This is a genomic window from Microbacterium sp. NPDC090003, from assembly GCF_044748385.1.
In the GTDB taxonomy this organism is placed as follows: Bacteria; Actinomycetota; Actinomycetes; order Actinomycetales; family Microbacteriaceae; genus Microbacterium.
On record NZ_JBIVFW010000001.1, the window covers coordinates 1 to 21,938 of the forward strand.

Genomic DNA, 21,938 nt, shown 5'->3' on the forward strand with positions numbered 1-21,938 from the left:
TTACATTCCGAACCCGGAAGCTAAGCCTCACAGCGCCGATGGTACTGCAGGGGGGACCCTGTGGGAGAGTAGGACACCGCCGGACTTCTTTTAAGTAAAATGGCCACCCAATGCTGGGTGGCCATTTTGCGTTTACAGGGATAGGAATCATCATGCCGGAAGACGACCAGCGCCGACCGCGTCGCGACAACGATCGCGGAGCCCGCAACGAGCGCCCTTCCGGTGGTCGACCGAACTATCGCGAAGGCGGCCAGCGCCGCGAGGGCGGATACAACCGTGATGGTGGTGCCCCGCGTCGTGAGGGTGGATACAGCCGTGATGGTGGTGCCCCGCGTCGCGAGGGCGGGTACAGCCGTGATGGTGGTGCCCCTCGTCGTGATGGTGCTCCGCGTCGCGAGGGTGGATACAGCCGTGATGGTGGTGCCCCGCGTCGCGAGGGCGGGTACAGCCGTGATGGTGGTGCCCCGCGCCGCGAGGGCGGATACAACCGCGATGGTGGTGCCCCTCGTCGTGAGGGCGGCGCTCCCCGTCGTGAAGGTGGGTACAACCGCGACGGTGCTGCTCCCCGTCGTGATGGTGGTGCCCCTCGTCGTGAGGGCGGGTACAGCCGTGATGGTGGTGCCCCGCGCCGCGAGGGTGGGTACAACCGCGATGGTGGTGCCCCGCGCCGCGAGGGTGGATACAACCGCGACGGTGCTGCTCCTCGTCGTGATGCTGGTGCCCCGCGTCGTGAGGGCGGCGCTCCCCGTCGTGAGGGCGGGTACAACCGTGATGGTGGTGCCCCGCGTCGTGAGGGCGGCGCTCCCCGTCGTGAAGGTGGGTACAGCCGTGATGGTGGTGCCCCGCGCCGCGAGGGTGGATACAACCGCGACGGTGGTGCCCCGCGCCGCGAGGGCGGATACAGCCGCGACGGTGCTGCTCCTCGTCGTGAAGGCGGCTACGACCGCACGCCTCGCCGGGAAGGTACCGGCGCCGGCCGCTCGTACCCGCAGCGCGGAGGAGCCGGCCGGGATCGTCCGGTCCAGGCGGCGAACGAGCGCCCGCGCTTCGACGAGCCGCAGATTCCCGAGGAGGTCACCGCACGCGATCTCAACGGCGCCGCACGCAACGAGCTCAAGACCCTGAGCAAAGAGAACGCCGAGCACGTCGCTCGCCATCTTGCGATGGCATCGCGTCTCATCGATGAGGACCCCGCGCTGGCGCACGAGCACGCGCTTGCCGCATCGCGGAGCGCTGGACGTATCGCGATCGTCCGCGAGACTCTCGGGATCACGGCCTACGCGACCGAGGACTTCGCTCTGGCGCTGCGCGAGCTTCGCACCTTCCGCCGTATTTCCGGGAAGGACGACCAGATCGCCCTCATGGTCGACAGCGAGCGCGGCATCGGTCGTCCCGACCGTGCGCTCGAGACCGGACGCGCCGTTGACCGTTCGACGCTGGCGACTCCCGTGCGGGTCGCGCTGGCCATCGCGATGTCGGGCGCCCGTCTCGACCAGGGCGACCTCGAGCTCGCTCTCGGTGAGCTCGAGATCCCCGAACTCGACCCCGATCGTGCCTTCGAGTGGAGCCCGGCGCTCTTCGCCGCGCGCGCCGCTGTGCTCGAGGATCTCGGTCGCGACGATGAGGCAGCGTTCTGGACGCACCGCGCGGAGGTCGCCGCTGAAGCACTCGGTATCGACGAGGCGGGCGACGAAGAGATCTTCATCGAGGACGGCCTCATCGAGGGCGAGTTCGACGACGTCGAGGACGCTGAAGACGTGAGCGGTTCCGAAACGGCGGAAGGTCCCGATTCGGAGCCGGCTGACGCTGACGACGAGCCGTCTGTCGAGGATGAGGTGCGCGAGCTCCTCGACGAGACCGACGACGACGCAGAGACGCCGGGGGCCTGAGTGGCGCTGTTCTCCAAGAAGCGCGCCGCAGCGACCCCGCTCGACGGGGTCGACACCGTCCTAGCCGACCTCGACGGCGTGGTCTACGCGGGCCCCGGGGCTCTTCCGTTCGCGGTCGACAGCCTGAACGAGGCGGCACGCCGTGTGCGGCTCGGTTACATCACCAACAATGCCTCGCGCACCGATGCGTCGGTCGCCGCCCACCTGACCAGCCTCGGTCTCGAGGTCTCGCCGCACGACGTGGTGACCAGCCCTCAGGCGGCTATGCGGCTCCTCGGCGGTATCGTCCCCGCTCCCGCCACCATCCTGGTCGTCGGGGGAGACGGTCTCGTCGATGAGTTGCAGAAGGCCGGCTACACCGTCACACGCAGTGCACAGGACTCGCCTCAAGCCGTCGTGCAGGGCTTCGCACCCGAGGTGGCCTGGACCGACCTCGCCGAAGCATCCTTCGCGCTGCAGGTGCCCGAAGACGAGGGCGGCATCCCCTGGATCGCCACGAACACCGACTGGACGATCCCGCGCGAGCGGGGCGTCGCTCCGGGCAACGGCACTCTTGTCTCGGCCGTGCACACGGCGGTCGGCAGGCTCGCGACCGTGGCCGGGAAGCCCGAGACGCCGATCTTCGAAGAGGCAATCGCGCGCTTCGATGCGAAGAAGGCGCTCTTCATCGGTGACCGGCTCGACACCGATGTCATGGGCGCCAATCGCGTCGGCATCGACTCCGTGCTCGTCCTGACCGGGATCGACCGACCGAAGCACGTTCTGGCGGCACCCGAGGGGTCGCGCCCGACCTTCATCGTGAGCGACCTGCGGGAGCTTCACCAGCCCTACCCGGAGACGGTCGAGCGCGACGGCGCGTTCCACGTGAACGGGGCCGCGGTGCGCGTGCGCGGCGCGGATGTCGAGATCATCGCCGACGCCGGCGAGCAGATCGACCTCCTCCGTGCAGGAGCGGCCGCGATCTGGGCTTCCGGAACCCCGGTTTTCGTGCTGAGGGTGCCGGAGCGCCTCTACGACGATCCGTTCCACCGGCCCTGACCGGACCTTCGGCCGCAGGTGAGCGGCTCCGCCGTGGCGACCGCCGCCGTCGGAGGCTCCGCGTACAGTGGAATCCGTGAGCGAAGACAAGACGACCAGCCCGACCGACGGTCTGTGGAGCCGGCTGCGTCTGATCGAAGGACAGCCGCTGCGTGCGCGCGCCGATGCCTACTCGGCGCTGCACGACGACCTCGCCCGACGCCTCGAGAGCGGGGCGAAACTCGACTCCCGGGAGACGCCGACACGATGACGCGCCTCGATGCCGCCCTCGCCGCGCGGGGACTCGCTCGTTCGCGTACGCATGCCGCCACTCTGATCGCAGACGGGCTCGTGTCGGTCGATGGCACCCCGGTCGTCAAAGCGTCCACTGCGGTGACGGAAGCATCCGAGATCTCGATCGCAGGCAGTGATCACTATGTCGGGCGGGCCGCGCACAAACTGATCGCAGCGCTCGACGGATTCGATGTCGACGTCGACGGGCGTCTCGCCCTCGACATGGGGGCATCCACCGGCGGTTTCACCCAGGTGCTCCGCGAACGCGGTTCCCGTCGCGTCCTCGCAGTCGATGTCGGACACGGCCAGCTCGCGCCTTCGATCGCAGCCGACCCCTGCGTCGTCTCGGTCGAGGGCTACAACGTCCGCCACATGACCTCCGGGAATCTCGCGGAGGCGACCGGGGAGCAGGCGCCGCCCGAGGTCATCGTCGGTGATCTCTCGTTCATCTCCCTCGAACTCGTTCTCCCTGCGGTCGCGGGTGTCGCGGCCCCGACGGCCGACATTGTGCTCCTCGTGAAGCCGCAGTTCGAAGTAGGGCGCACCGCGGTGCGCGGGGGACTCGTCACCGACCCCGCGACCCGTGCCGATGCCGTGGCGCGAACCGTGTGGAGCGCGTGGGACGCGGGACTCGGGATGCTCGGTATCCTTCCCTCCCCGATTCTCGGAACACACGGCAACTCCGAATACCTTGTCCATCTCGCGCCGGGGCGCGGCAGCAATCCGACAGAATGGTGGGACCGCATCAACGCTTTGGCAGGAGGACGATGAACGAGCGCAGCATCCTGGTCGTCGCCCACGCCGGTCGCGCCGACACGGTCGCGGCTGCACGGCGGGTGATCGAGTCCCTGCGCGGCGCGGGCGCGCGCCCCGTGCTGGCATCGGACGACCGTTCCGAGCTCGCCGCGGTCGACGCGTTCTTCGCCGACGTCGACGAGCTCGGCACCACCGTCGATCCCGCTACCCTCGAGCTGGCGATCGTGCTCGGCGGCGACGGCACGATCCTGCGGGCGGCCGAGCTCGTGCGGGAGACCGGGGCGCCGGTCCTCGGCATCAACATGGGCCATGTCGGCTTTCTCGCCGAGATCGATCGCGACGACATGGACGACGCCGTGCGGCGCGTGATCGCTCGCGACTACGAGGTCGAAGAGCGTCTCGCCCTGTCGGTGCGCGTCAAGGATGCGGCGGGCGCGGTCGTCTACGAGACCTGGGCGCTGAATGAGGCGACGGTCGAGAAGGCCAGCCGAGAGCGCATGATCGAGGTCGTGCTCGAGATCGACGGTCGCCCGCTGTCGAGCTTCGGCTGTGACGGCATGGTGATCTCGACGCCCACCGGCTCGACCGCGTACAACTTCTCCGCCGGTGGTCCGGTCATCTGGCCGAGTGTGGAGGCGATCGCGGTCGTGCCGCTCTCGGCGCACGCGCTGTTCGCCAAGCCCCTCGTCGTCAGCCCCGACGCCGCCGTCGCCATCGAGATGCTCGAGCGCACGGACGGCTCCGGCATCCTGTGGTGCGACGGACGCCGTTCCCACGACCTTCCGCCGGGCGCGCGCGTGGTCGCGCGCCGCTCGTCGCGGCCCGTGCGCCTCGCACGTCTGCACCCGACGGCGTTCACCGACCGCCTGGTGCGCAAGTTCCAGCTCCCGGTCGAAGGGTGGAGAGGGCAGGAGGTGCCGTCGTGATCGAGGAGATGCGGATGCAGGGGCTCGGCGTCATCGACGACGCCGTGCTGCCGCTAGGGCCTGGGTTCACGGCGATCACCGGTGAGACGGGTGCGGGAAAGACCATGGTCGTCACCGGCCTCGGGCTGCTCCTCGGCCAGCGCGCCGACTCCGGCGCGGTGCGGGCGGGCGCTGCCCAGGCATCGGTTGCTGGTGTCTGGATCGTGCCCGAGACCGGTGCGGTGTCGGAGATCGTGGCGGATGCCGGAGGCGAGCTCGAGCCCGCAGGAACCGGTCGCTCCGAGCTCTACGTCTCGCGCACGTTGAGCGCCGAAGGCCGCAGCCGCGCGAGTGTCGGAGGTCGGGCTGCCCCGGCCGGCGTGCTCTCGGCACTGGCCGACGAGCTCGTGGTCGTGCACGGCCAGTCCGAACAGCTGCGACTGCGATCGGCCGCCGCACAGCGTGACGCGCTCGATCGTTTCGGTGGCGCTCCCATCGCATCCGCGCTGCAGGCTTACAGCACCGCGTTCGAGTGCTGGCGGACGCTGGATGCCGAGATTTCCGACATCAGTGAGAACCGCGACCGTCGCGCCGACGAGGCGAACCGTCTGCGGGAGGCCCTCGCGCTGATCGAGGCGACGGCGCCCGAGGCGGGGGAGGACGAGGAGCTCGCCGAACGGGCCGAGCGCCTCGCGAATTCTGAAGAGCTCCGGCTCGCGGCGTCCGTCGCCCATGGGGCGCTCTCGAACGAAGAGGGGGAGCCCGACGCCTCTGCTCTGGTGGCGGAGGCACGACGGGTGCTCGAGCGGGTGACCGATGCCAAGCTGGCTGCGATCTCCGAGAGCCTCGCCGACATCGGATACCGCCTGACCGATGTCGCCGGACTCCTCTCGGCGTACCTCGCTGACCTCGACGAGTCCGGCCCACATGAGCTCGCCGCCGTCGAAGAGCGGCGTGCTGCCCTCGGCACCCTCATCCGTGCGCACGGCTCTCTGGGTGAGGCGCTCGAGGTATGGCATACGGGATCGGCTCGGCTCGCCGAGCTCGATGACGATGACGACCGCCTCGAGAGGCTGCTTGCCGACCGCGACGCCGCCCGCGAAGAGCTCGATGCCGCGGCGGATCGTCTGACGGCCGCTCGCACCGAGGCGGCCGAGCGCCTGGGCACCGCCGTGACCGACGAGCTGCATGCCCTGGCGATGCCGGACGCGCGTCTCACCGTCGCGGTATCGACGGGATCCGAGAGCACCCACGGTCGTGACGATGTCGCCATCCTGCTCGCCCCGCATCCCGGTGCGGAACCGCGCTCCGTCGCCAAGGGCGCCTCGGGAGGAGAGCTCTCCCGCGTGATGCTCGCGATCGAGGTCGTCATCGCCGCGACCGATCCCGTGCCGACCTTCGTCTTCGATGAGGTCGACGCCGGCATCGGCGGCGCAGCGGCGATAGAGGTCGGGCGGCGACTCGCCCGGCTTGCAGAGAAGTCGCAGGTCATCGCAGTGACGCACCTCGCCCAGGTCGCCGCGTTCGCCACGAACCACCTGTCCGTCGTGAAGTCCAACGACGGAGCAGTCACCGCCTCGAATGTGAGGCGGCTCGATGGTGCGGATCGAGAGGCGGAGATGGTTCGTCTGCTCTCCGGACTCACCGATTCCGACGCCGCACTGACCCACGCCCGTGAACTCCTCAGCCTCGGACGCTGAACGAACTGTTAGGATAGAAGCCCGTGATGAACTCTTCTTCTGCGGGACCCAGCAACGACACCACCAAGCACATTTTTGTGACGGGCGGTGTCGTTTCGTCTTTGGGTAAGGGGCTCACCGCAGCGAGCCTGGGAAACCTGCTCACGGCTCGCGGAATGCGCGTCGTGATGCAGAAGCTCGACCCGTACCTCAACGTCGATCCGGGAACGATGAACCCGTTCCAGCACGGTGAGGTCTTCGTGACCGATGACGGCGCCGAGACCGATCTCGACATCGGCCACTACGAGCGTTTCCTCGACATCAACCTGTCGCAGGCCGCGAACGTCACCACCGGCCAGATCTATTCGCAGGTCATCGCGCGCGAGCGGCGGGGGGAGTACCTCGGCGACACCGTCCAGGTCATCCCGCACATCACCGACGAGATCAAGCGCCGCATGCGGCTGCAGGCGTCGGAGGACCCGCGCCCCGACGTCATCATCACCGAGGTCGGCGGCACCGTGGGCGACATCGAGTCGCAGCCCTTCCTCGAGGCGGCCCGCCAGCTGCGTCACGAACTCGGTCGAGACAGCGTCTTCTTCGTGCACGTCTCGCTGGTCCCGTTCATGGGTGCCTCGGGTGAGCAGAAGACCAAGCCGACGCAGCACTCGGTCGCGGCCCTCCGACAGGTCGGCATCCAGCCCGATGCGCTCGTGCTCCGCAGCGATCGTCCGGTGAGCGAGAGCAACCGCAACAAGATCGCCCTCATGTGCGACGTCGACGTCGAGGGTGTCGTCAACACCGTCGACCTGCCCAGCATCTACGACATCCCGTCCACGCTCAACGACCAGGGCCTCGACTCCTACATCGTGCGTCGTCTCGGTCTCGACGCCAAGGCTGCCGAGGTCGACTGGACGCGCTGGAACAAGGTGCTGCACGCGGTTCACAACCCCAAGCACGAGGTCACGATCGGGCTCGTCGGCAAGTACATCGACCTGCCTGACGCGTACCTCTCGGTGACCGAGGCGCTCAAAGCGGGTGGATTCGCCCAGGAGACCAAGGTCAACATCCGCTGGATCCCCTCGGACCTCTGCGAGACGCCCGAGGGTGCGCAGGAGCAGCTGTCGCAGCTCGACGGAATCTGCGTCCCCGGTGGTTTCGGCATCCGCGGCATCGAGGGCAAGCTCGGCGCGCTGCGGTTCGCCCGCGAGCAGGGCATTCCGACGCTCGGCCTGTGCCTCGGACTGCAGTGCATGGTCATCGAGTACGCGCGTCACGTGGCCGGCATCGAGGGAGCGTCGTCGAGCGAGTTTGACCCCGAGACCTCCGAGCCGGTCATCGCGACGATGGCGGAACAGGTCGAGATCCTCGACGGCGGTGACCTGGGCGGCACGATGCGTCTGGGCCTCTACCAGGCGGCCCTCGCCGAGGGTTCGCTCGCGCGCGAGGTGTATGGCGCGCCGCAGGCGTCCGAGCGTCACCGTCACCGCTACGAGGTGAACAACGCCTACCGCGGACGTCTGTCCGACGCCGGCCTGGTCTTCTCGGGCCTCAACCCCGAACTCGACCTGGTCGAGTACGTCGAGCTGCCGCGCGACGTGCACCCTTACTACATCGCCACCCAGGCGCACCCCGAGCTGCGTTCGCGCCCGACCGACCCGCACCCGCTGTTCCGCGGTCTGGTCGGGGCAGCCATCGAGCGCCACCGCGCGAGCGAGCTGTTCGACGTCGACGTGGCCGCCGATGCCTGAGACTCACGGCTTCACGGACGATCTCCACGACGAGCCCTTCGAACCCGAGGTCCTGCAGAGCGACCTCGCGTTCGAGGGGGCCGTGTGGAACGTCCGTGACGACCGGGTGCGCTACGGCGACGGCGAGATCCGTCGCCAGTACGTCGAGCACACGGGGGCGGTCGCAATCCTCGCGCTCGACGACGACGGACGCGTGCTGCTCATCCAGCAGTATCGGCATCCGATCCGTCACCGCGACTGGGAGCTGCCCGCCGGACTCCTCGACGTGCCGGGGGAGGAACCGCTGGAAGCGGCTCGCCGCGAGCTCGCCGAGGAGGCCGACCTCACCGCTTCCCAGTGGGAACCCCTGGTCGCGTCGTGGACGACCCCGGGCGGCAACGGTGAGCTGATCCATGTCTTCCTCGCCACGGGACTATCGGATGCCGAGACTCCGCACGCGCGAGAAGACGAAGAGGCCGACATCCGCATCGAGTGGGTTCCACTGGCGGATGCCGTCGACGCGGTGCTGACCGGTCGGATGCGCAACGGCATCCTGGGCCTGGGTGTGATGGCGGCGACGCTGAGGCTGCGCGACCGGGGCTGAGGATGCTGCTCGCGCGCGCCCTCGACTCGTATCTGCGTCATGTCACGATCGAGCGCGGCCTGAGCGAGCACACTGTTTCCGCGTACCGGCGCGACCTCGGCGGCTACATCGACTGGCTGTCGGAGGCGGGGGTCACGGACACCGCGGAGGTCACGGCACAGGTGATCGGGCGCTTCATCGAGGAGCGCTCATCGGAGGTTCCACCGCCGGCCGCCACCAGCCTTGCGCGACTGCAGTCGTCCGTGCGCGGATGGCATCGGTACCTCGCGCGCGAGGGCATCGAACAGGACGATCCGAGCGGGCGTCTCCGGCCGCCGAAGGCTCCGCGCAGGCTGCCGAAGGCGCTGACGATCGACCAGGTCGAGAGACTGCTCCAGGCGCCCTCGTCGGAGGAGCCCATCGGCATCCGCGACCGCGCGCTGCTCGAACTGCTCTATGCGACCGGTGCGCGCGTGTCGGAGGCGGTTGGACTCGACGTCGACGATCTGGCCCACGGTGACGTGCTGCGTCTGCGTGGCAAGGGGTCGAAGGAGCGCATCGTTCCCATCGGATCGTTCGCGCGCGAGGCGGTCGACGCGTACCTGACGAGGGTGCGACCCGGTCTCGCCGCGAAGGGGAGGGCGTCGGCACGCCTGTTCCTCGGGGCTCGAGGCGCGCCTCTTTCGCGTCAGAGCGCCTGGCTGGTCATCCGCTCCGCCGCCGAGCGCGCACAGATCACCGCCGAGGTCTCGCCTCACACGCTGCGCCACTCGTTTGCCACGCACCTCCTCCAGGGCGGCGCGGATGTGCGTGTCGTTCAGGAACTGCTCGGGCACGCATCGGTCGCGACCACCCAGATCTACACGCACGTCTCGGTCGACACACTGCGCGACATCTACGCGACGTCGCACCCCCGGGCCCGCTGACGCGGCGCGCTTCTCGCGTCGGCATCAGGGTGCTGATCCAGTGGATTGGTATGCCGGAAGCCTCCAAGTTCACTTCCAAATGGGCCCGTATCCCGCCCCGAGGATGGGTGTCGACCCTACGGTGAAGACTTCTCTTGGACGAACATTGGAGTCTTTCGTGCGCTCATCCATCTTCCTCGCTCCTGTGGCAGCGATCGTCATGATCACCCTCGCCGGCTGCTCGGCGACACCGTCCACCGGCGATGCCGACGACGCTGCGCTGACCGCCGAGGATTCGCCTCTCTCCGAGTATCTCGAAGCCTCCTACTCGGCGGGGCTCTCGCCGGAAGACGAGGACAAGAAGGACGCAGCCGTCTGGGACGCGGGGGAGGAGCTCATCGCCGAATGCATGAAGGACCAGGGCTTCGAGTACACGCCTGCCGCATACATCTCAGAAAATACGGTGACCGTCGATGAAGGCGATTGGAGACCGGATGATGAGGATTGGGTCGCCGAGTGGGGCTACGGCATCACCGACATTCCGGCGAGACATATGTCGGCAGATGAGGCCGCGCCGGATGGCGCGGGGACGAATCCGAATCTCGACTACCTCGGCACGCTGTCGCCGGTTGAACTGGAGGCGTATCTGGAGGCACTCGAGGGGCCCCCTGCTGATGCGGAGGAGCTCGTCGACGGCGAGAACGTATACAACTGGGAGGAGTCCGGTTGTCGCGGACTTGCCTATCACGAGGTGGTCGGAGAGCAGGCCGACTTGAGCGAATTCGACGGTCTGTGGGGTCAGATCCACGCGTTCGAGAAAGACCTCGTCGACGCTCCGGAGTTCGCCGACCTCGATGCGGCCTGGTCGTCGTGTATGTCGGATGCCGGCGAATCGGGCTTCACTCGCCAGGAGGATGCCCGGCAATCGATCACGGACGCGATGCCCGAGCCGGAGGAAGCACCGGAGGGCGGGGCAGCGGCAGCTGAGTATGAGAATCCGATGGATGACCCCGAGGTCGCAGAGCTGCACGAGCGAGAGACCGAGCTCGCGCTCATCGACCTTGAATGCCGCACGAAGACGGACTACTCCCAGTCCGCGTTGAGGATTCAGTTCGAGCTCGAGGAGCAGTTCATCGAGGATCACAAGACCGAGCTGGAGGCATACAAGCTCGCGGCCGAACAGGCCGGCTGAGTCCCGCGGGTCGGCGTTCGCCCTGGATGTCGGGCGGGGCGAACGCCGACGAGTGCGCGGCAGTGTGACCGCCGGATCTCACAGCGGCACAGCGGCGGGCTGGCATACCGGAAGCCTCCGAGTACACCGCCAAGACGGGCCGAATGCTCGGGGAACCTGTGCCTCGCTTCGTACGGTGAGATCTTCCGTCCCCCGCGACATTGGAGTTCTCATGCGTCCTTCGCGCGTTATCGCCGCATCTGCAGCCGCGGCCCTCACCCTCTTCACGCTCTCGGCGTGCGCCGATGCACCCACAGATGGCGAGAAGACAGACGGGCCGGTCTCGCCGTTGACGCCCTACTACGACGCCGCTTACGGAACGGGGGTCGACACCGAGGCCCAGCAGAAAGAGTGGGACGAGCAGCAGGCCAAGATCGAGCAGGCCGTCGCCGTCTGCATGACCGAGCAGGGCTTCGAGTACACCCCCGTTCCGGTCGAACCCCAATCCTCCGTCGATGTTGGAGCGGACGACGGCGCTGAGGATTGGAACCCCGACGAAAAGGCCTGGGTGGAGCAGTGGGGCTACGGCATCGTCGACTGGCCCGGGCGTGAAGAGATGACGGACGACTCCTACGCGGAAGAGTCGAGCACCGAAGGTGCCTCCGATGACCCCAACCTCGCTTATTACGAGTCTCTCTCAGAGGGCGAGCAAACAGCGTACGACGAGGCACTCCGGGGCCCGTCCATGAACGAGGAGATTCGCCCTGGCGAGAGCCTGGAGTACGACTGGAAGCAGTCGGGATGTTCAGGCAAGGCCTCGCACGACCTCGGCTTGGACGCGGATTCGATGCCCGATCTGAGTGAGTTCGAGGGTCTCCTGGCGCGGATGGACGAGCTGTCGAAAGACATGCCGGATGCTCCTGAGGTTGCAGCCCTCGATGGGGAGTGGGCGGCGTGCATGCAGGAGTCGGGCCATGCCGGTTTCACTACCCAGACGAGCGCGTGGGACTCGATCGCCGCAGAACTCGACGAGTTCTTCCCCGAGACCGATGCGGCGTCGCCGGACGCCGCTTCGGAAGAACTCCCCGATCTGTCGCCCGAGAGCAATCCGGAGATCGCCGAGCTGCAAGAGCGAGAGATCGAGCTCGCGCTGGCAGATCTGTCGTGCCGGGAACAGACGTCGTACCAGGAGGAGTACCAGCGGATCACCTTTGCGAAGGAACAGGAGTTCCTCGACGCGAACAGGGCCGAACTCGATGCGATGAAGCTCGCGGCCGAGCAGGCGAACTGACCTTCCTTTCCCCACTTCGACAGATTCCGGAGTCTCTTATGCGTGCAATTCATCCCCTCGCAGCCTGCGCTGCCGCGGCCCTCGTCCTCACGCTCACGGCCTGCACCGACGCGTCCTCGCCGGACGGTAGCGGCGGCGGAGGAGGCGAAGCCGAAACGACGACGTCGCCATTCGCCCCTTATCGCGAAGCGCTCTACGGCGGTGGATCCGATGCCGAAGCGCAGCAGCTGAAGCAGTTGCAATTCAACGCGAAGGTCGAGGAGAGGGTCGTCGTCTGCATGAAGGAGCAGGGTTTCGAATACACCGCAGCCGAGCCGGACTCCGAGTCCGACCGCAATCTTCTGAGCGGCAAGGACAACGAAGAACAAGAGGAGTACGCCTGGCAACCCGACGATAAGGACTGGGTCGAGAAGTGGGGCTACGGCATCGTCGACTATCCCGGCCGTGCGGAGTTCACCGAGCAGGCGGCCGAGGTCGAGGTCGAGGTCGATGATGCCGAAGGCTCGGGCGACGAGTACTACGACTCCCTCTCGGAGAGTCAGAAGGCGGCCTACGAGGAGGCGCTCCACGGCCCGGCCATCGACAAGGAAGCCGCTCTCGCCGACGAGAACTACGAGTACGACTGGAAAGAGGCCGGCTGCTACGGCAAAGCTCAGCACGAGCTCGAAGGGGACGACGTCGCGACGTTCGATCCGACCGAGTACCAGGATCTGATGGATCGGATGAGTGCGGTCGGCGACGAGATCGCGTCCGATCCGAAGATCGCCGCTCTCGACGCGCGCTGGGCAAGTTGCATGGATCAGGCGGGCGAGCCGGGCTTCGCCATGCAGATGGATGCCGCGGACTCGATCAACATGGCATACGAAGAGCTCTACGTCGCCGCGATGGGGACTTCCGACGGCGAGATGGCAGAGGGCGACATGAGCGCAGAACCCGACCTCTCGCCTGCGACGAACCCGCAGGTCGCTGCACTCCAGGAGCGTGAGGTTACCGTGGCGCTCGCCGATCTCGAGTGCCGCGAGAAGACGTCGTATCAGGACATGTGGGACCAGATCACCATCGACCACGAGCAGGCATTCGTCGATGCGAACAAGGCTCAGCTCGACGCGATGAAGCTCGCGCTCGAGCAGGCGGAGGGATAGAGCGATGACGCATCGGGACGAGAACGAGATCGGCTCGACGTCCGATCCGACAGAGCCGATGGCTGCCCGCACGGAGATCGTTCGGATCGAAGACGAGACGCCGACGACGACCTTCACGAAGCTGCTCCACGACTCGACTGACGGTGAGGTCGGAGACGGTGATCCCGAACGACCGGACGATGTCTCCGACGAGGCGGCGTCCGACGACGCAGCGTCGGGAGACACGTCGCGGGTATCGGGCTGGGGCCGCGTGATCCGAGGCAATCGTGTGCTGTGGATCGTCGCCGCGAGCGCCGTCGTGTGTCTGGTCGCTGGGCTCCTGGTGGGGCGCTTCGTGCTGACTCCCGCGGATGCTTCGGCCGAGACCCCCGAACCGGGGTTGGTGACGGCTCCCGTCGAGTTCGGCGAGCTGACGAACGATGTCACGCTCCGCGCGGACGTGGGCTACGCGGATGCCGTCGAGGTGAAGGTCGACACCTCCGCGCTGTCGAGCGGGGCCGCAGTCGTCACCCTCCCTCCTCCCGCCGTCGGTACGGTGCTCAACCCGCTCTCCATCGCTCTGGAAGTGTCGGGTCGTCCGGTGATCGTTCTCCCCGGTGAATTGCCGGCGTATCGCACGATGAAGTTCGGCACGTCCGGTCCGGATGTGCTGCAGCTCAAGCAAGCTCTCTCCGGTCTCGGCTTCGGCGTGGGCGACGTGAAATCGAACCTCTTCGATCGAGCGACCGCAGAGGCGGTCGGGGCGCTCTACGCCAAAGCAGGGTACCCGGTGCCGGAGGCAGAGGAGGAAGGGGCTGAGGATGCTGTCGCCCTGGCCGAGAAGGCGGTGCGCACCGCGAACGACAGTGTGGCGTCGGCGGAGAAATCGGTCGCCGAGGCGGGAGCCGGGCCCAGCCGTTCCGAACTTCTCGACCTCGACGTTGCCGTCGCCGCAGCGGAGCAGATGCTCGCCGATGCGAAGAAGACCGGGGATGGTGTCCAGCAGGCGGAGTGGGATCTTCAGAAAGCCCGTGTCGCACGCGAGGAGGCGCTCGCGCCGAAGGACACGAGCGCTGAACAGGCCGCACTCGACTCGGCGAGGGAAGATGTGACCGCCGCCGAGAAGGACCTCGAGGAGGCGCGCCAGGACGCCCTGCCGTTCCTCCCCGCCAGCGAGGTGCTGTTCTTGACCGAACTCCCGCGCCGCGTCGATGCGGTGAACGTGAAACGCGGCGATGTGCTGTCCGACGCGGCGATGACGGTCTCGGGTGCCACGATCCGCCTGACCGGTGCCGCCGCCGCGGCCGACGGCGAACTGATCGCCAAGGGCGGAGACGCCACGTTCGAACTCGCTGACGGCACGGAACATCATGCCAAGATCGCTGCAGTCTCGCAGGGCAAGGGCGACTCCGCGCGCTGGACCGTGATCCTCGAGCCCGATCCGCTGAATCCGGAGCAGATCGAAGCGCTCAAAGGGACGAACGTCCGGGTGAAGGTGCCGGTCGGCAAGACCGAGGGCAAGGTGCTTTCGGTACCTGTGGCCGCCGTCACGGCGGGGCCCGGCGGGGAATCGAGGGTCGAGGTGGTCGACTCCGATCCCCGCGATGGCGACGAGGCGAAGACGCACATGGTCGTCGTCGAGACCGGTCTTGCGGCGAAGGGCGCCGTCGAGGTGACTCCCGTCGAGGGCGAACTCGAAAAGGGCGACCTGGTGGTGATCGGCGAGTGAGCACGGCGCTGGTCGAACTGCGCGACGTCACCCGCTCGTTCCCCGGGCCCCCCGAGGTGCAGGCGCTGAAGGGTGTGAACCTCGAGGCCGCCGCCGGTGACTACATCTCCATCGTCGGCCCCAGCGGTTCCGGCAAGTCGACGATGCTCAACCTCCTCGGCCTGCTGGACCGGCCGAGCGTGGGGGAGTATCGGCTCGCCGGATCGCTCACGGGCGACCTCTCCGACGATGAACGGGCGGCCGTGCGTGCACGGTTCATCGGATTCGTATTCCAGGCGTTCCACCTCATGCCGAGGCGCACCGTGCTCGACAACGTGCTGATGCCGATGCTCTACAGCGGCGTGCCCCGAGGGGAGCGGGAATCGCGGGCTCGAGAGGCGCTCGACCGCGTCGGGCTCGGGCACCGCATCGAGTTCCTGCCGAACTCGCTCTCCGGTGGCGAGCGTCAGCGTGTGGCGATCGCGCGTGCCGTCGTCAGCGGACCTCAGTTGCTGCTCGCCGACGAGCCGACCGGAAATCTCGACCAGACGACCTCGGGTGAAGTCATGGAACTGTTCGAGGAACTCAACGACGACGGACTCACCCTCATCGTGATCACGCACGACCCGGCGGTCGCGGCCCGCGCTCGCCGCAGCATCCGCATCGCCGACGGCCGATTGAGCGAGCTGTGAGCGTGGAGTCGCCGCGGCGACGACATCGCCGTGCCGCTGCGGAGACGACGATCGTCGAGTCCGCGGATGCCGGGGCGGAGGAGGTCGGCGAGATGTCTGCGACGGGCCTGCTGCCCGACGTCGCTCATGCCGACCGCTTCACGTTCCAGGATCTCGTCACCGAAGCCACCGCCGACATCGGCTCTCGCCCGGCTCGACTGATCATGACCATTCTCGGTACGGTCCTCGGCATCGCCTCTCTGGTGGCAACGCTCGGCTTCGCGCAGACGGCCGCCGCTCAGGTCGCGAGTCAGTTCGACGGCATCGCCTCGCGACAGGTCGTCGTTACGCCGATGGAGGCGGAGGCGGGTAAGGAGAGTACGAAGGTCGCAGCCGGGCGATTGCCCTGGGACTCTCCCGAACGAGTGGAGTTGCTCGCCGGCGTCGAGAGCGCAGCCCTCATCGCCCCGATCGAGCTGCCCGAGGGCGAGACGATCACTGCGGTGCCCGTGAACGATCCGTCTGCGCCGGCGCTCGCCGCGCCGAAGCTCTTCGCCACCACCGCGGACCTGCCGGAAGCCATCGACGGAACGATGACGACCGGACGCTTCTTCGACGAGGGGCACGACGCCCGCGCCGACCGAGTGGCCGTGCTCGGGCGCTCCGCGGCGGAGAGGATGGGGATCAACCGCGTCGACTCCCAGCCGTCGATCTTCATCGCGGGCGTGCCGTACTCGGTGATCGGCATCGTCGACGGAATGGATCGGCGCGGGGAGTTCCTCGACGGCGTGATCGTCCCGCAGGGTGCCGCGCGCGCCGACTTCGGACTCGAAGCCGCGTCGGAGCTCACGATCCGCATCGCGATCGGCGCAGGGCCCCAGGTCGCGAAACAGGCTGTGCTGGCGCTACAGCCGGACGAACCCGACACGCTCAAAGCGCGCGCACCCGCCGCAGCCTCCGAGCTCAGCCAGAACGTGCAGGCCGATGTGAACATCGTGTTCCTCGTCCTCGGCGTGATCGCGCTGCTCGCCGGCGGGCTCGGCATCGCGAACGTCACCCTGCTCTCCGTCATGGAACGGGTGGGCGAGATCGGTCTGCGGCGTGCGCTCGGCGCCACCCGCCGGCAGATCGGGCGGCAGTTCATGGTCGAGTCGATCGTGATCGGCTTCGTCGGAGGACTCATCGGCTCGGCGCTCGGGGTGATCGGTGTCATCGTCGTCGCGGTGGTGCAGGGGTGGGCTCCCGTGACCGACCCGCTGATCGCCGCCGCCGGGGCGCTTCTCGGCGCGCTGGTGGGCTGGGCATCCGGGTGGTATCCGGCCCGCAGGGCGGCGCGGATCGAACCGGTGGCCGCCCTGCGAGGAGCCTGATCCGACCGTTCCGCGCGCCCGGCCATGTCATCCTTTCGGTGGACGCGCGGAACGGATCCGAATCTCTAGTGTGGGATATTCCGGTACTCGCCGGATGCACAAAGGAGTCCCCACATGCGTTCCACCGTTCCTCTCGCCGCGCTCGCGGCGACCGCCATGGTGCTCGTCCTCTCGGGCTGCGGAGGCGCGTCCTCCGACGAGCTGTCCTACGAGGACTCGCCTTTGAACGAGTACCTCGCCGCGGCATGGGGCAGCGACATGTCTCCCGAGGAACAGCAGAAGAAGTTCGACGAGCAGCAGGTCAAGGTCGAGGAGCTGATCTCGGAGTGCATGTCGGAGGAGGGCTTCGAGTACGTCCCGAACACCAGCAGCGGCGGCGTGATGACCAGCGACGGCGGCGAGTGGGAGCCGGACAAGCGCGAGTGGGTCGAGAAGTACGGCTACGGCTACGTCAACAGCCCGTTCGCCGAGCAGGAGGACGAGGGTCCCACCGACCAGGAGTACGTCGACCCGAACGCGGACTATGTCTCGTCGCTGTCGGAGTCGGAGCAGACGGCGTTCTACGAGGTGCTGTACGGCCCGCCGCAGGAGGAGTCCGAGATGTCGGAGGACGGCAGCTACGAGTACGACTGGGAGACGGCCGGATGCCAGGGCTGGGCTCAGCACGAACTCGAAGGCGATGACCCGTGGCAGGCCGAGGAGTTCGCCGAGCTGCGCGCCAACATGGAAGAGCTGTGGACGACGTCGCAGGATGCTCCCGAGCTCGCTGAGTTGAACGCGGAGTGGGCCTCTTGCATGGCCGAGAAGGGTGAGCCCGGCTTCGAGAAGCAGATCGATGCCGGCCAGTCGATCATCGACGACCAGAACGCGCTCTACGACGCGGCCTACGGTGACGGCTCCGAGCAGGTCGACCTCGACTCGCCCGATTTCGTCGACCCCAGCGAGAGCCCCGAGATGAAGGAACTGGGTGAGCGTGAGATCGCCCTCGCCCTCGTCGATCTCGAATGCCGAGAGAAGACGTCCTTCACGAAGAAGTCGATGGAGATCCAGTTCGCGCTGGAGGAGAAGTTCATCGCCGCGAACAAGGCCGACCTCGACGCCTTCAAGGCCGCCGCCGAGCAGAGCAAGTGATGCGCGGCGACGAGACCCCGACGACGAACATCCCCGCAGAGGGAAGCGACGCCGGGGCGGGGGAGAACTCTGCCACGGCGGAGACGACGACGTTCACCGACCTGATCGACGGACCGGACGGCGAGAGCGCGGATTCCGCCGCGGGCACCGTCGAGGATGCTCCGGAGACGACCGATACCTCGCGGGTGAGCGGGTGGGGGCGTGTGCTCCGGGGTAACCGCACCCTCTGGATCGTGGCACTCGGCGCGGTGCTGTGTCTGGTGGCGGGGCTGCTGGTCGGGCGCTTCCTGCTCTCGCCCGATGCGTCGAGCGCGGACGCGCCCGAGCCCGGTCTCGTGACCGCGCCGGTGGAGTTCGGTCCGTTGAGCAACGACGTCACGCTGCGGGCGGACGTCGGATACGCGGATGCCGTCGACGTGAAGATCGATACCTCCGCGCTCACCGGCGGCGCCGTCGTGACCGGGAAGACGCCAGAGGTGGGTGCCACGCTCGAGCCGCTGTCGGTCGCGCTCGAGATCGTCGGACGCCCGGTGATCGTGCTGCCGGGAGAGCTTCCGGCGTACCGCACACTGCGTTTCGGCGTGTCGGGGCCGGACGTGCTGCAGCTCAAGCAGGCTCTTGAGAGTGTGGGGATCGGCGCGGGCGACGTGAACTCCAACATGTTCGACCAGGCCACCGCCGATGGCATCGCGCAGCTCTACGCGCAGGCCGGGTATCCGGTGCCGGAATCCGAAGAGGGAACCGCTGATGCTGTGCGATCGGCCGAGGAGGCAGTTCGCTCCGCGCAGTCCGGGGTCGCCGACGCGGAGAAGTCCTTGAATGCTGCGGGAGCGGGTCCGACCCCGGTCGAAGCCTTCCAGGCGGATGTCGCCGTGCAGACCGCCGTCGAGGCACTCGACGCTGCACGCGCGGCCGGCGAAGGGGTCCCTGCCGCGGAGCGGGCCCTGCACACGGCGCAGCTCGAGCGGGATGCGATCTGGGCGCCGCGGGACACGAGCAGCGAAGCCTCCGCTCTGGAGAGCGCACGCGCCGCGGTGACCTCGGCGAACGAGGCGCTCGAGGAGGCGCGCCAGAAAGCGCTTCCCTTCCTGCCGGCCAGCGAGGTGCTCTACCTCACCGAACTTCCGCGTCGAGTGGACGCCGTGAACGTGCAGCGCGGCTCGATCGTCGAGGGCGCAGCGATGACCGTCTCCGGCGCGACCGTTCGTCTCACCGGCGCGGCGGCCGAGGCCGATGCCCGCCTGCTCGCGGCGGGAGCCGAGGCGACGTTCGAGCTGCCCGACGGCACCGAGCACCGTGCCGTGATCGCGACGCTCAAGGAGGGGAAGGACAGCAGCGCGCGGTGGTCGGTGATCCTCGAGCCGGACCCGCTCACCCCCGAGCAGATCAGCCAGCTCCAGGGAAGCAACGTCCGCGTCAAGATCGCCGTCGGAGCCACGGACGGCGATGTGCTCTCGGTGCCGCTCGCGGCGCTCACCGCCGGACCCGGTGGCGAGTCGCGCGTCGAGGTGGTCGAGTCCGATCCCCGGGAGGGCGAGGACGCCACGACTCGCCTCGTCGTCGTCGAGCCGGGCCTCGCGGCCAAGGGCGCCGTCGAGGTGACCCCGGTCGAGGGCGAACTCGACGAGGGCGATCTCGTGGTGGTGGGCCGGTGACGGCCGCGCCGCCGCTGGTCGAGCTCCGTGACGTGACGCGTTCGTTTCCCGGTCCGCCCGAGGTCCAGGCGCTGAAGGCGGCCACGCTGAGCGTGGCGGCGGGGGACTACATCTCGATCGTCGGGCCCAGCGGATCCGGCAAGTCGACCATGCTCAATCTGCTCGGGCTGCTCGACCGGCCCAGCGTGGGGGAGTACCGGTTGGCAGGATCGCTGACCGGAGACCTGTCGGATGACGAGCGCGCGGCGGTGCGGGCCCGATTCATCGGCTTCGTCTTCCAGTCGTTCCATCTGCTTCCTCGACGCAGCGTGCTCGACAACGTGCTCATGCCGATGCTCTACAGCGGCGTGCCGCGGCGCGAGCGGGAGGAACGGGCGCGCGAGGCGCTCTCCCGCGTGGGCCTCGGCCACCGCATCGACTTCTTCCCGAACTCGCTGTCGGGCGGCGAACGGCAGCGCGTCGCCGTGGCGCGCGCGGTCGTCAGCGGTCCGCAGCTGCTGCTGGCCGACGAGCCGACGGGCAACCTCGACCAGCGCACGTCCGGTGAGGTCATGGAGCTCTTCGAGGAGCTCAACGCCGACGGCCTCACGCTCATCGTCATCACGCATGACGATGCGGTCGCGCGCCGCGCCGGGCGGAGCATCCGCATCTCCGACGGCCGATTGAGCGAGCTGTGATGCGCCTGTTGCGGCGTCGGCACACGGATGCCGGGCCGACGAATGACCCGGCAGAGAGCGAGACCGCCGATGAGGCGGTTCCCGAGAACGCCGCCACCGCGCTCCTGCCATCGGTGAGACATGCCGATCGATTCACGTTCCAGGATCTGGTCGCCGAGGCGACGGCCGACATCGGATCTCGACCCGCGCGTCTGGTGATGACGATCCTCGGAACCGTGCTCGGCATCGCTTCGCTGGTCGCGACGCTCGGCTTCGCCCAGACGGCGGCGGCGCAGATCGCCGCGCAGTTCGACGGCGTCGCGGCGACGCAGGTCGTCGTCACGCCGGCGAAAGCGCAGTCCGGCCGGGAGAACACGACCGTCGCGGCCGGACGCCTGCCCTGGGACGCCCCGGAGCGCGTGAAACTCCTCGCCGGTGTCGACAGTGCAGCTCTCATCGCCGACGTCGAACTCGCCGATGGCGAGACGATCACGGCCGTGCCGGTGAACGATCCCTCGGCCGCGATCACCGCCTCGCCGAAGCTGTTCGCGACGACCCAGGACCTCCCGGCTGCCGTCGACGGGGAACTCGTGACGGGACGCTTCTTCGACGACGGTCACGACCAGCGGGGTGATCGTGTCGCCGTCCTCGGCCAGCGCGCCGCGGAGCGGATGGGTATCAACCGCGTCGATTCCCAGCCATCGATCTTCATCGCCGGCGTGTCGTATTCCGTCATCGGCATCATCGACGGGATGGAGAGGCGCTCCGAGTTCGTCGACGGGGTGATCATCCCCCAGGGAGCGGCGCGAGCGGACTTCGGACTGGCCGCGCCGTCGGAACTGGCGATCCACATCGTGGTCGGCGCGGGGCCCCAGGTCGCCGAGCAGTCGGTGATCGCGCTCCAGCCCGACGACCCGGAATCACTGGACGCGCGCGCGCCGGCGGCATCCTCCGACCTCAGTCAGAACGTGCAGGCCGATGTGAACGTCGTCTTCCTCATCCTCGGGATCATCGCGCTCCTCGCCGGCGGTCTCGGGATCGCGAACGTCACCCTGCTCTCGGTCATGGAGCGCATCGGTGAGATCGGCCTCCGTCGGGCCCTGGGTGCGACGCGCCGTCAGATCGGCGGACAGTTCATGGTCGAGTCGATCGTGATCGGCTTCATCGGGGGGATCATCGGTTCGGCCCTCGGGGTCGTCGCGGTCATCGTGGTCGCCGCTGTGCAGGGGTGGTCGCCCGTCACCGATCCGCTGATCGCCGTCGCCGGGATCTTCCTGGGGGCGCTGGTCGGATGGGGCTCGGGCTGGTATCCGGCACGGCGCGCCGCACGCATCGAGCCGGTCGCCGCGTTGCGCGGCGTGTGAGGGAGAGGGCGACCGCTAGAATCGAGCAAGCACGAAGGAGCAGGA

19 protein-coding genes and 1 rRNA gene are annotated in these 21,938 nt (G+C 68.2%); all 20 read left to right on the forward strand.

The genetic code is table 11. From position 1 onward, the window contains the following. Positions 1 to 85 (forward strand): 5S ribosomal RNA (gene rrf / locus ACIPVN_RS00005); the annotation flags it as partial. A 67-nt stretch (positions 86 to 152) separates the two neighbouring features. Continuing rightward, the gene (locus ACIPVN_RS00010; protein WP_400437972.1) at positions 153 to 1,889 is read left to right on the forward strand and encodes a primosomal protein; all 1,737 of its coding nucleotides are present in this window, start codon (positions 153 to 155) and stop codon (positions 1,887 to 1,889) included. Next, positions 1,890 to 2,927 (forward strand): HAD-IIA family hydrolase, encoded by a 1,038-nt coding sequence (locus ACIPVN_RS00015; protein ID WP_400437974.1) that lies wholly within the window; start codon positions 1,890 to 1,892, stop codon positions 2,925 to 2,927. It abuts the gene before it with no gap. A gap of 76 nt (positions 2,928 to 3,003) precedes the next feature. After that, a complete protein-coding gene (locus ACIPVN_RS00020; RefSeq protein WP_400437976.1) occupies positions 3,004 to 3,177 on the forward strand; it encodes a hypothetical protein in 174 nt (57 codons plus the stop codon). Next, complete coding sequence (locus ACIPVN_RS00025; protein WP_400437978.1) at positions 3,174 to 3,971, forward strand: TlyA family RNA methyltransferase; 798 nt, start codon at positions 3,174 to 3,176, stop codon at positions 3,969 to 3,971. Before ACIPVN_RS00020 ends, ACIPVN_RS00025 begins: the two co-directional genes overlap by 4 nt. Continuing rightward, the gene (locus ACIPVN_RS00030) at positions 3,968 to 4,882 is read left to right on the forward strand and encodes an NAD kinase (RefSeq protein WP_400437980.1); all 915 of its coding nucleotides are present in this window, start codon (positions 3,968 to 3,970) and stop codon (positions 4,880 to 4,882) included. The genes ACIPVN_RS00025 and ACIPVN_RS00030 overlap by 4 nt, the downstream gene beginning before the upstream one ends. After that, positions 4,879 to 6,561 (forward strand): DNA repair protein RecN, encoded by a 1,683-nt coding sequence (gene recN / locus ACIPVN_RS00035; RefSeq protein ID WP_400437982.1) that lies wholly within the window; start codon positions 4,879 to 4,881, stop codon positions 6,559 to 6,561. The genes ACIPVN_RS00030 and recN overlap by 4 nt, the downstream gene beginning before the upstream one ends. A 26-nt stretch (positions 6,562 to 6,587) precedes the next feature. Next, positions 6,588 to 8,288 carry a CTP synthase gene (locus ACIPVN_RS00040; RefSeq protein WP_400437984.1) on the forward strand — a complete coding sequence of 567 codons (1,701 nt, stop codon included), beginning with the start codon at positions 6,588 to 6,590 and terminating at the stop codon, positions 8,286 to 8,288. Beyond that, on the forward strand, positions 8,281 to 8,871 hold the full coding sequence (locus ACIPVN_RS00045) for an NUDIX domain-containing protein (RefSeq protein WP_400437986.1): 591 nt from the start codon (positions 8,281 to 8,283) through the stop codon (positions 8,869 to 8,871). Before ACIPVN_RS00040 ends, ACIPVN_RS00045 begins: the two co-directional genes overlap by 8 nt. Before the next feature lie 2 nt (positions 8,872 to 8,873). Then, positions 8,874 to 9,776 carry a site-specific tyrosine recombinase XerD gene (gene xerD / locus ACIPVN_RS00050; RefSeq protein ID WP_400437988.1) on the forward strand — a complete coding sequence of 301 codons (903 nt, stop codon included), beginning with the start codon at positions 8,874 to 8,876 and terminating at the stop codon, positions 9,774 to 9,776. 199 nt (positions 9,777 to 9,975) lie between these two features. Beyond that, positions 9,976 to 10,947: a hypothetical protein gene (locus ACIPVN_RS00055; protein ID WP_400437990.1), complete on the forward strand. Its 972-nt coding sequence runs from the start codon at positions 9,976 to 9,978 to the stop codon at positions 10,945 to 10,947. Positions 10,948 to 11,011: 64 nt separating this feature from the next. Continuing rightward, on the forward strand, positions 11,012 to 12,217 hold the full coding sequence (locus ACIPVN_RS00060; protein WP_400437992.1) for a hypothetical protein: 1,206 nt from the start codon (positions 11,012 to 11,014) through the stop codon (positions 12,215 to 12,217). A gap of 38 nt (positions 12,218 to 12,255) precedes the next feature. Then, positions 12,256 to 13,359 carry a hypothetical protein gene (locus ACIPVN_RS00065; protein WP_400437994.1) on the forward strand — a complete coding sequence of 368 codons (1,104 nt, stop codon included), beginning with the start codon at positions 12,256 to 12,258 and terminating at the stop codon, positions 13,357 to 13,359. A gap of 58 nt (positions 13,360 to 13,417) precedes the next feature. Then, positions 13,418 to 15,067, forward strand: coding sequence for a hypothetical protein (locus ACIPVN_RS00070; RefSeq protein WP_400437996.1), 1,650 nt, complete (start codon positions 13,418 to 13,420; stop codon positions 15,065 to 15,067). Continuing rightward, the gene (locus tag ACIPVN_RS00075; RefSeq protein ID WP_400437998.1) at positions 15,064 to 15,738 is read left to right on the forward strand and encodes an ABC transporter ATP-binding protein; all 675 of its coding nucleotides are present in this window, start codon (positions 15,064 to 15,066) and stop codon (positions 15,736 to 15,738) included. The genes ACIPVN_RS00070 and ACIPVN_RS00075 overlap by 4 nt, the downstream gene beginning before the upstream one ends. A 92-nt stretch (positions 15,739 to 15,830) precedes the next feature. Then, entirely contained in the window at positions 15,831 to 17,087 is a 1,257-nt protein-coding gene (locus ACIPVN_RS00080) for an ABC transporter permease (protein WP_400443260.1), read from the forward strand. 114 nt (positions 17,088 to 17,201) lie between these two features. Further along, on the forward strand, positions 17,202 to 18,218 hold the full coding sequence (locus ACIPVN_RS00085) for a hypothetical protein (RefSeq protein ID WP_400438000.1): 1,017 nt from the start codon (positions 17,202 to 17,204) through the stop codon (positions 18,216 to 18,218). Then, on the forward strand, positions 18,218 to 19,873 hold the full coding sequence (locus ACIPVN_RS00090) for a hypothetical protein (protein WP_400438002.1): 1,656 nt from the start codon (positions 18,218 to 18,220) through the stop codon (positions 19,871 to 19,873). Before ACIPVN_RS00085 ends, ACIPVN_RS00090 begins: the two co-directional genes overlap by 1 nt. Continuing rightward, positions 19,870 to 20,550 (forward strand): ABC transporter ATP-binding protein, encoded by a 681-nt coding sequence (locus tag ACIPVN_RS00095; RefSeq protein ID WP_247622039.1) that lies wholly within the window; start codon positions 19,870 to 19,872, stop codon positions 20,548 to 20,550. Before ACIPVN_RS00090 ends, ACIPVN_RS00095 begins: the two co-directional genes overlap by 4 nt. Beyond that, positions 20,547 to 21,893: an ABC transporter permease gene (locus ACIPVN_RS00100; protein ID WP_400438005.1), complete on the forward strand. Its 1,347-nt coding sequence runs from the start codon at positions 20,547 to 20,549 to the stop codon at positions 21,891 to 21,893. The genes ACIPVN_RS00095 and ACIPVN_RS00100 overlap by 4 nt, the downstream gene beginning before the upstream one ends. The last annotated feature ends 45 nt before the right edge of the window (positions 21,894 to 21,938 follow it).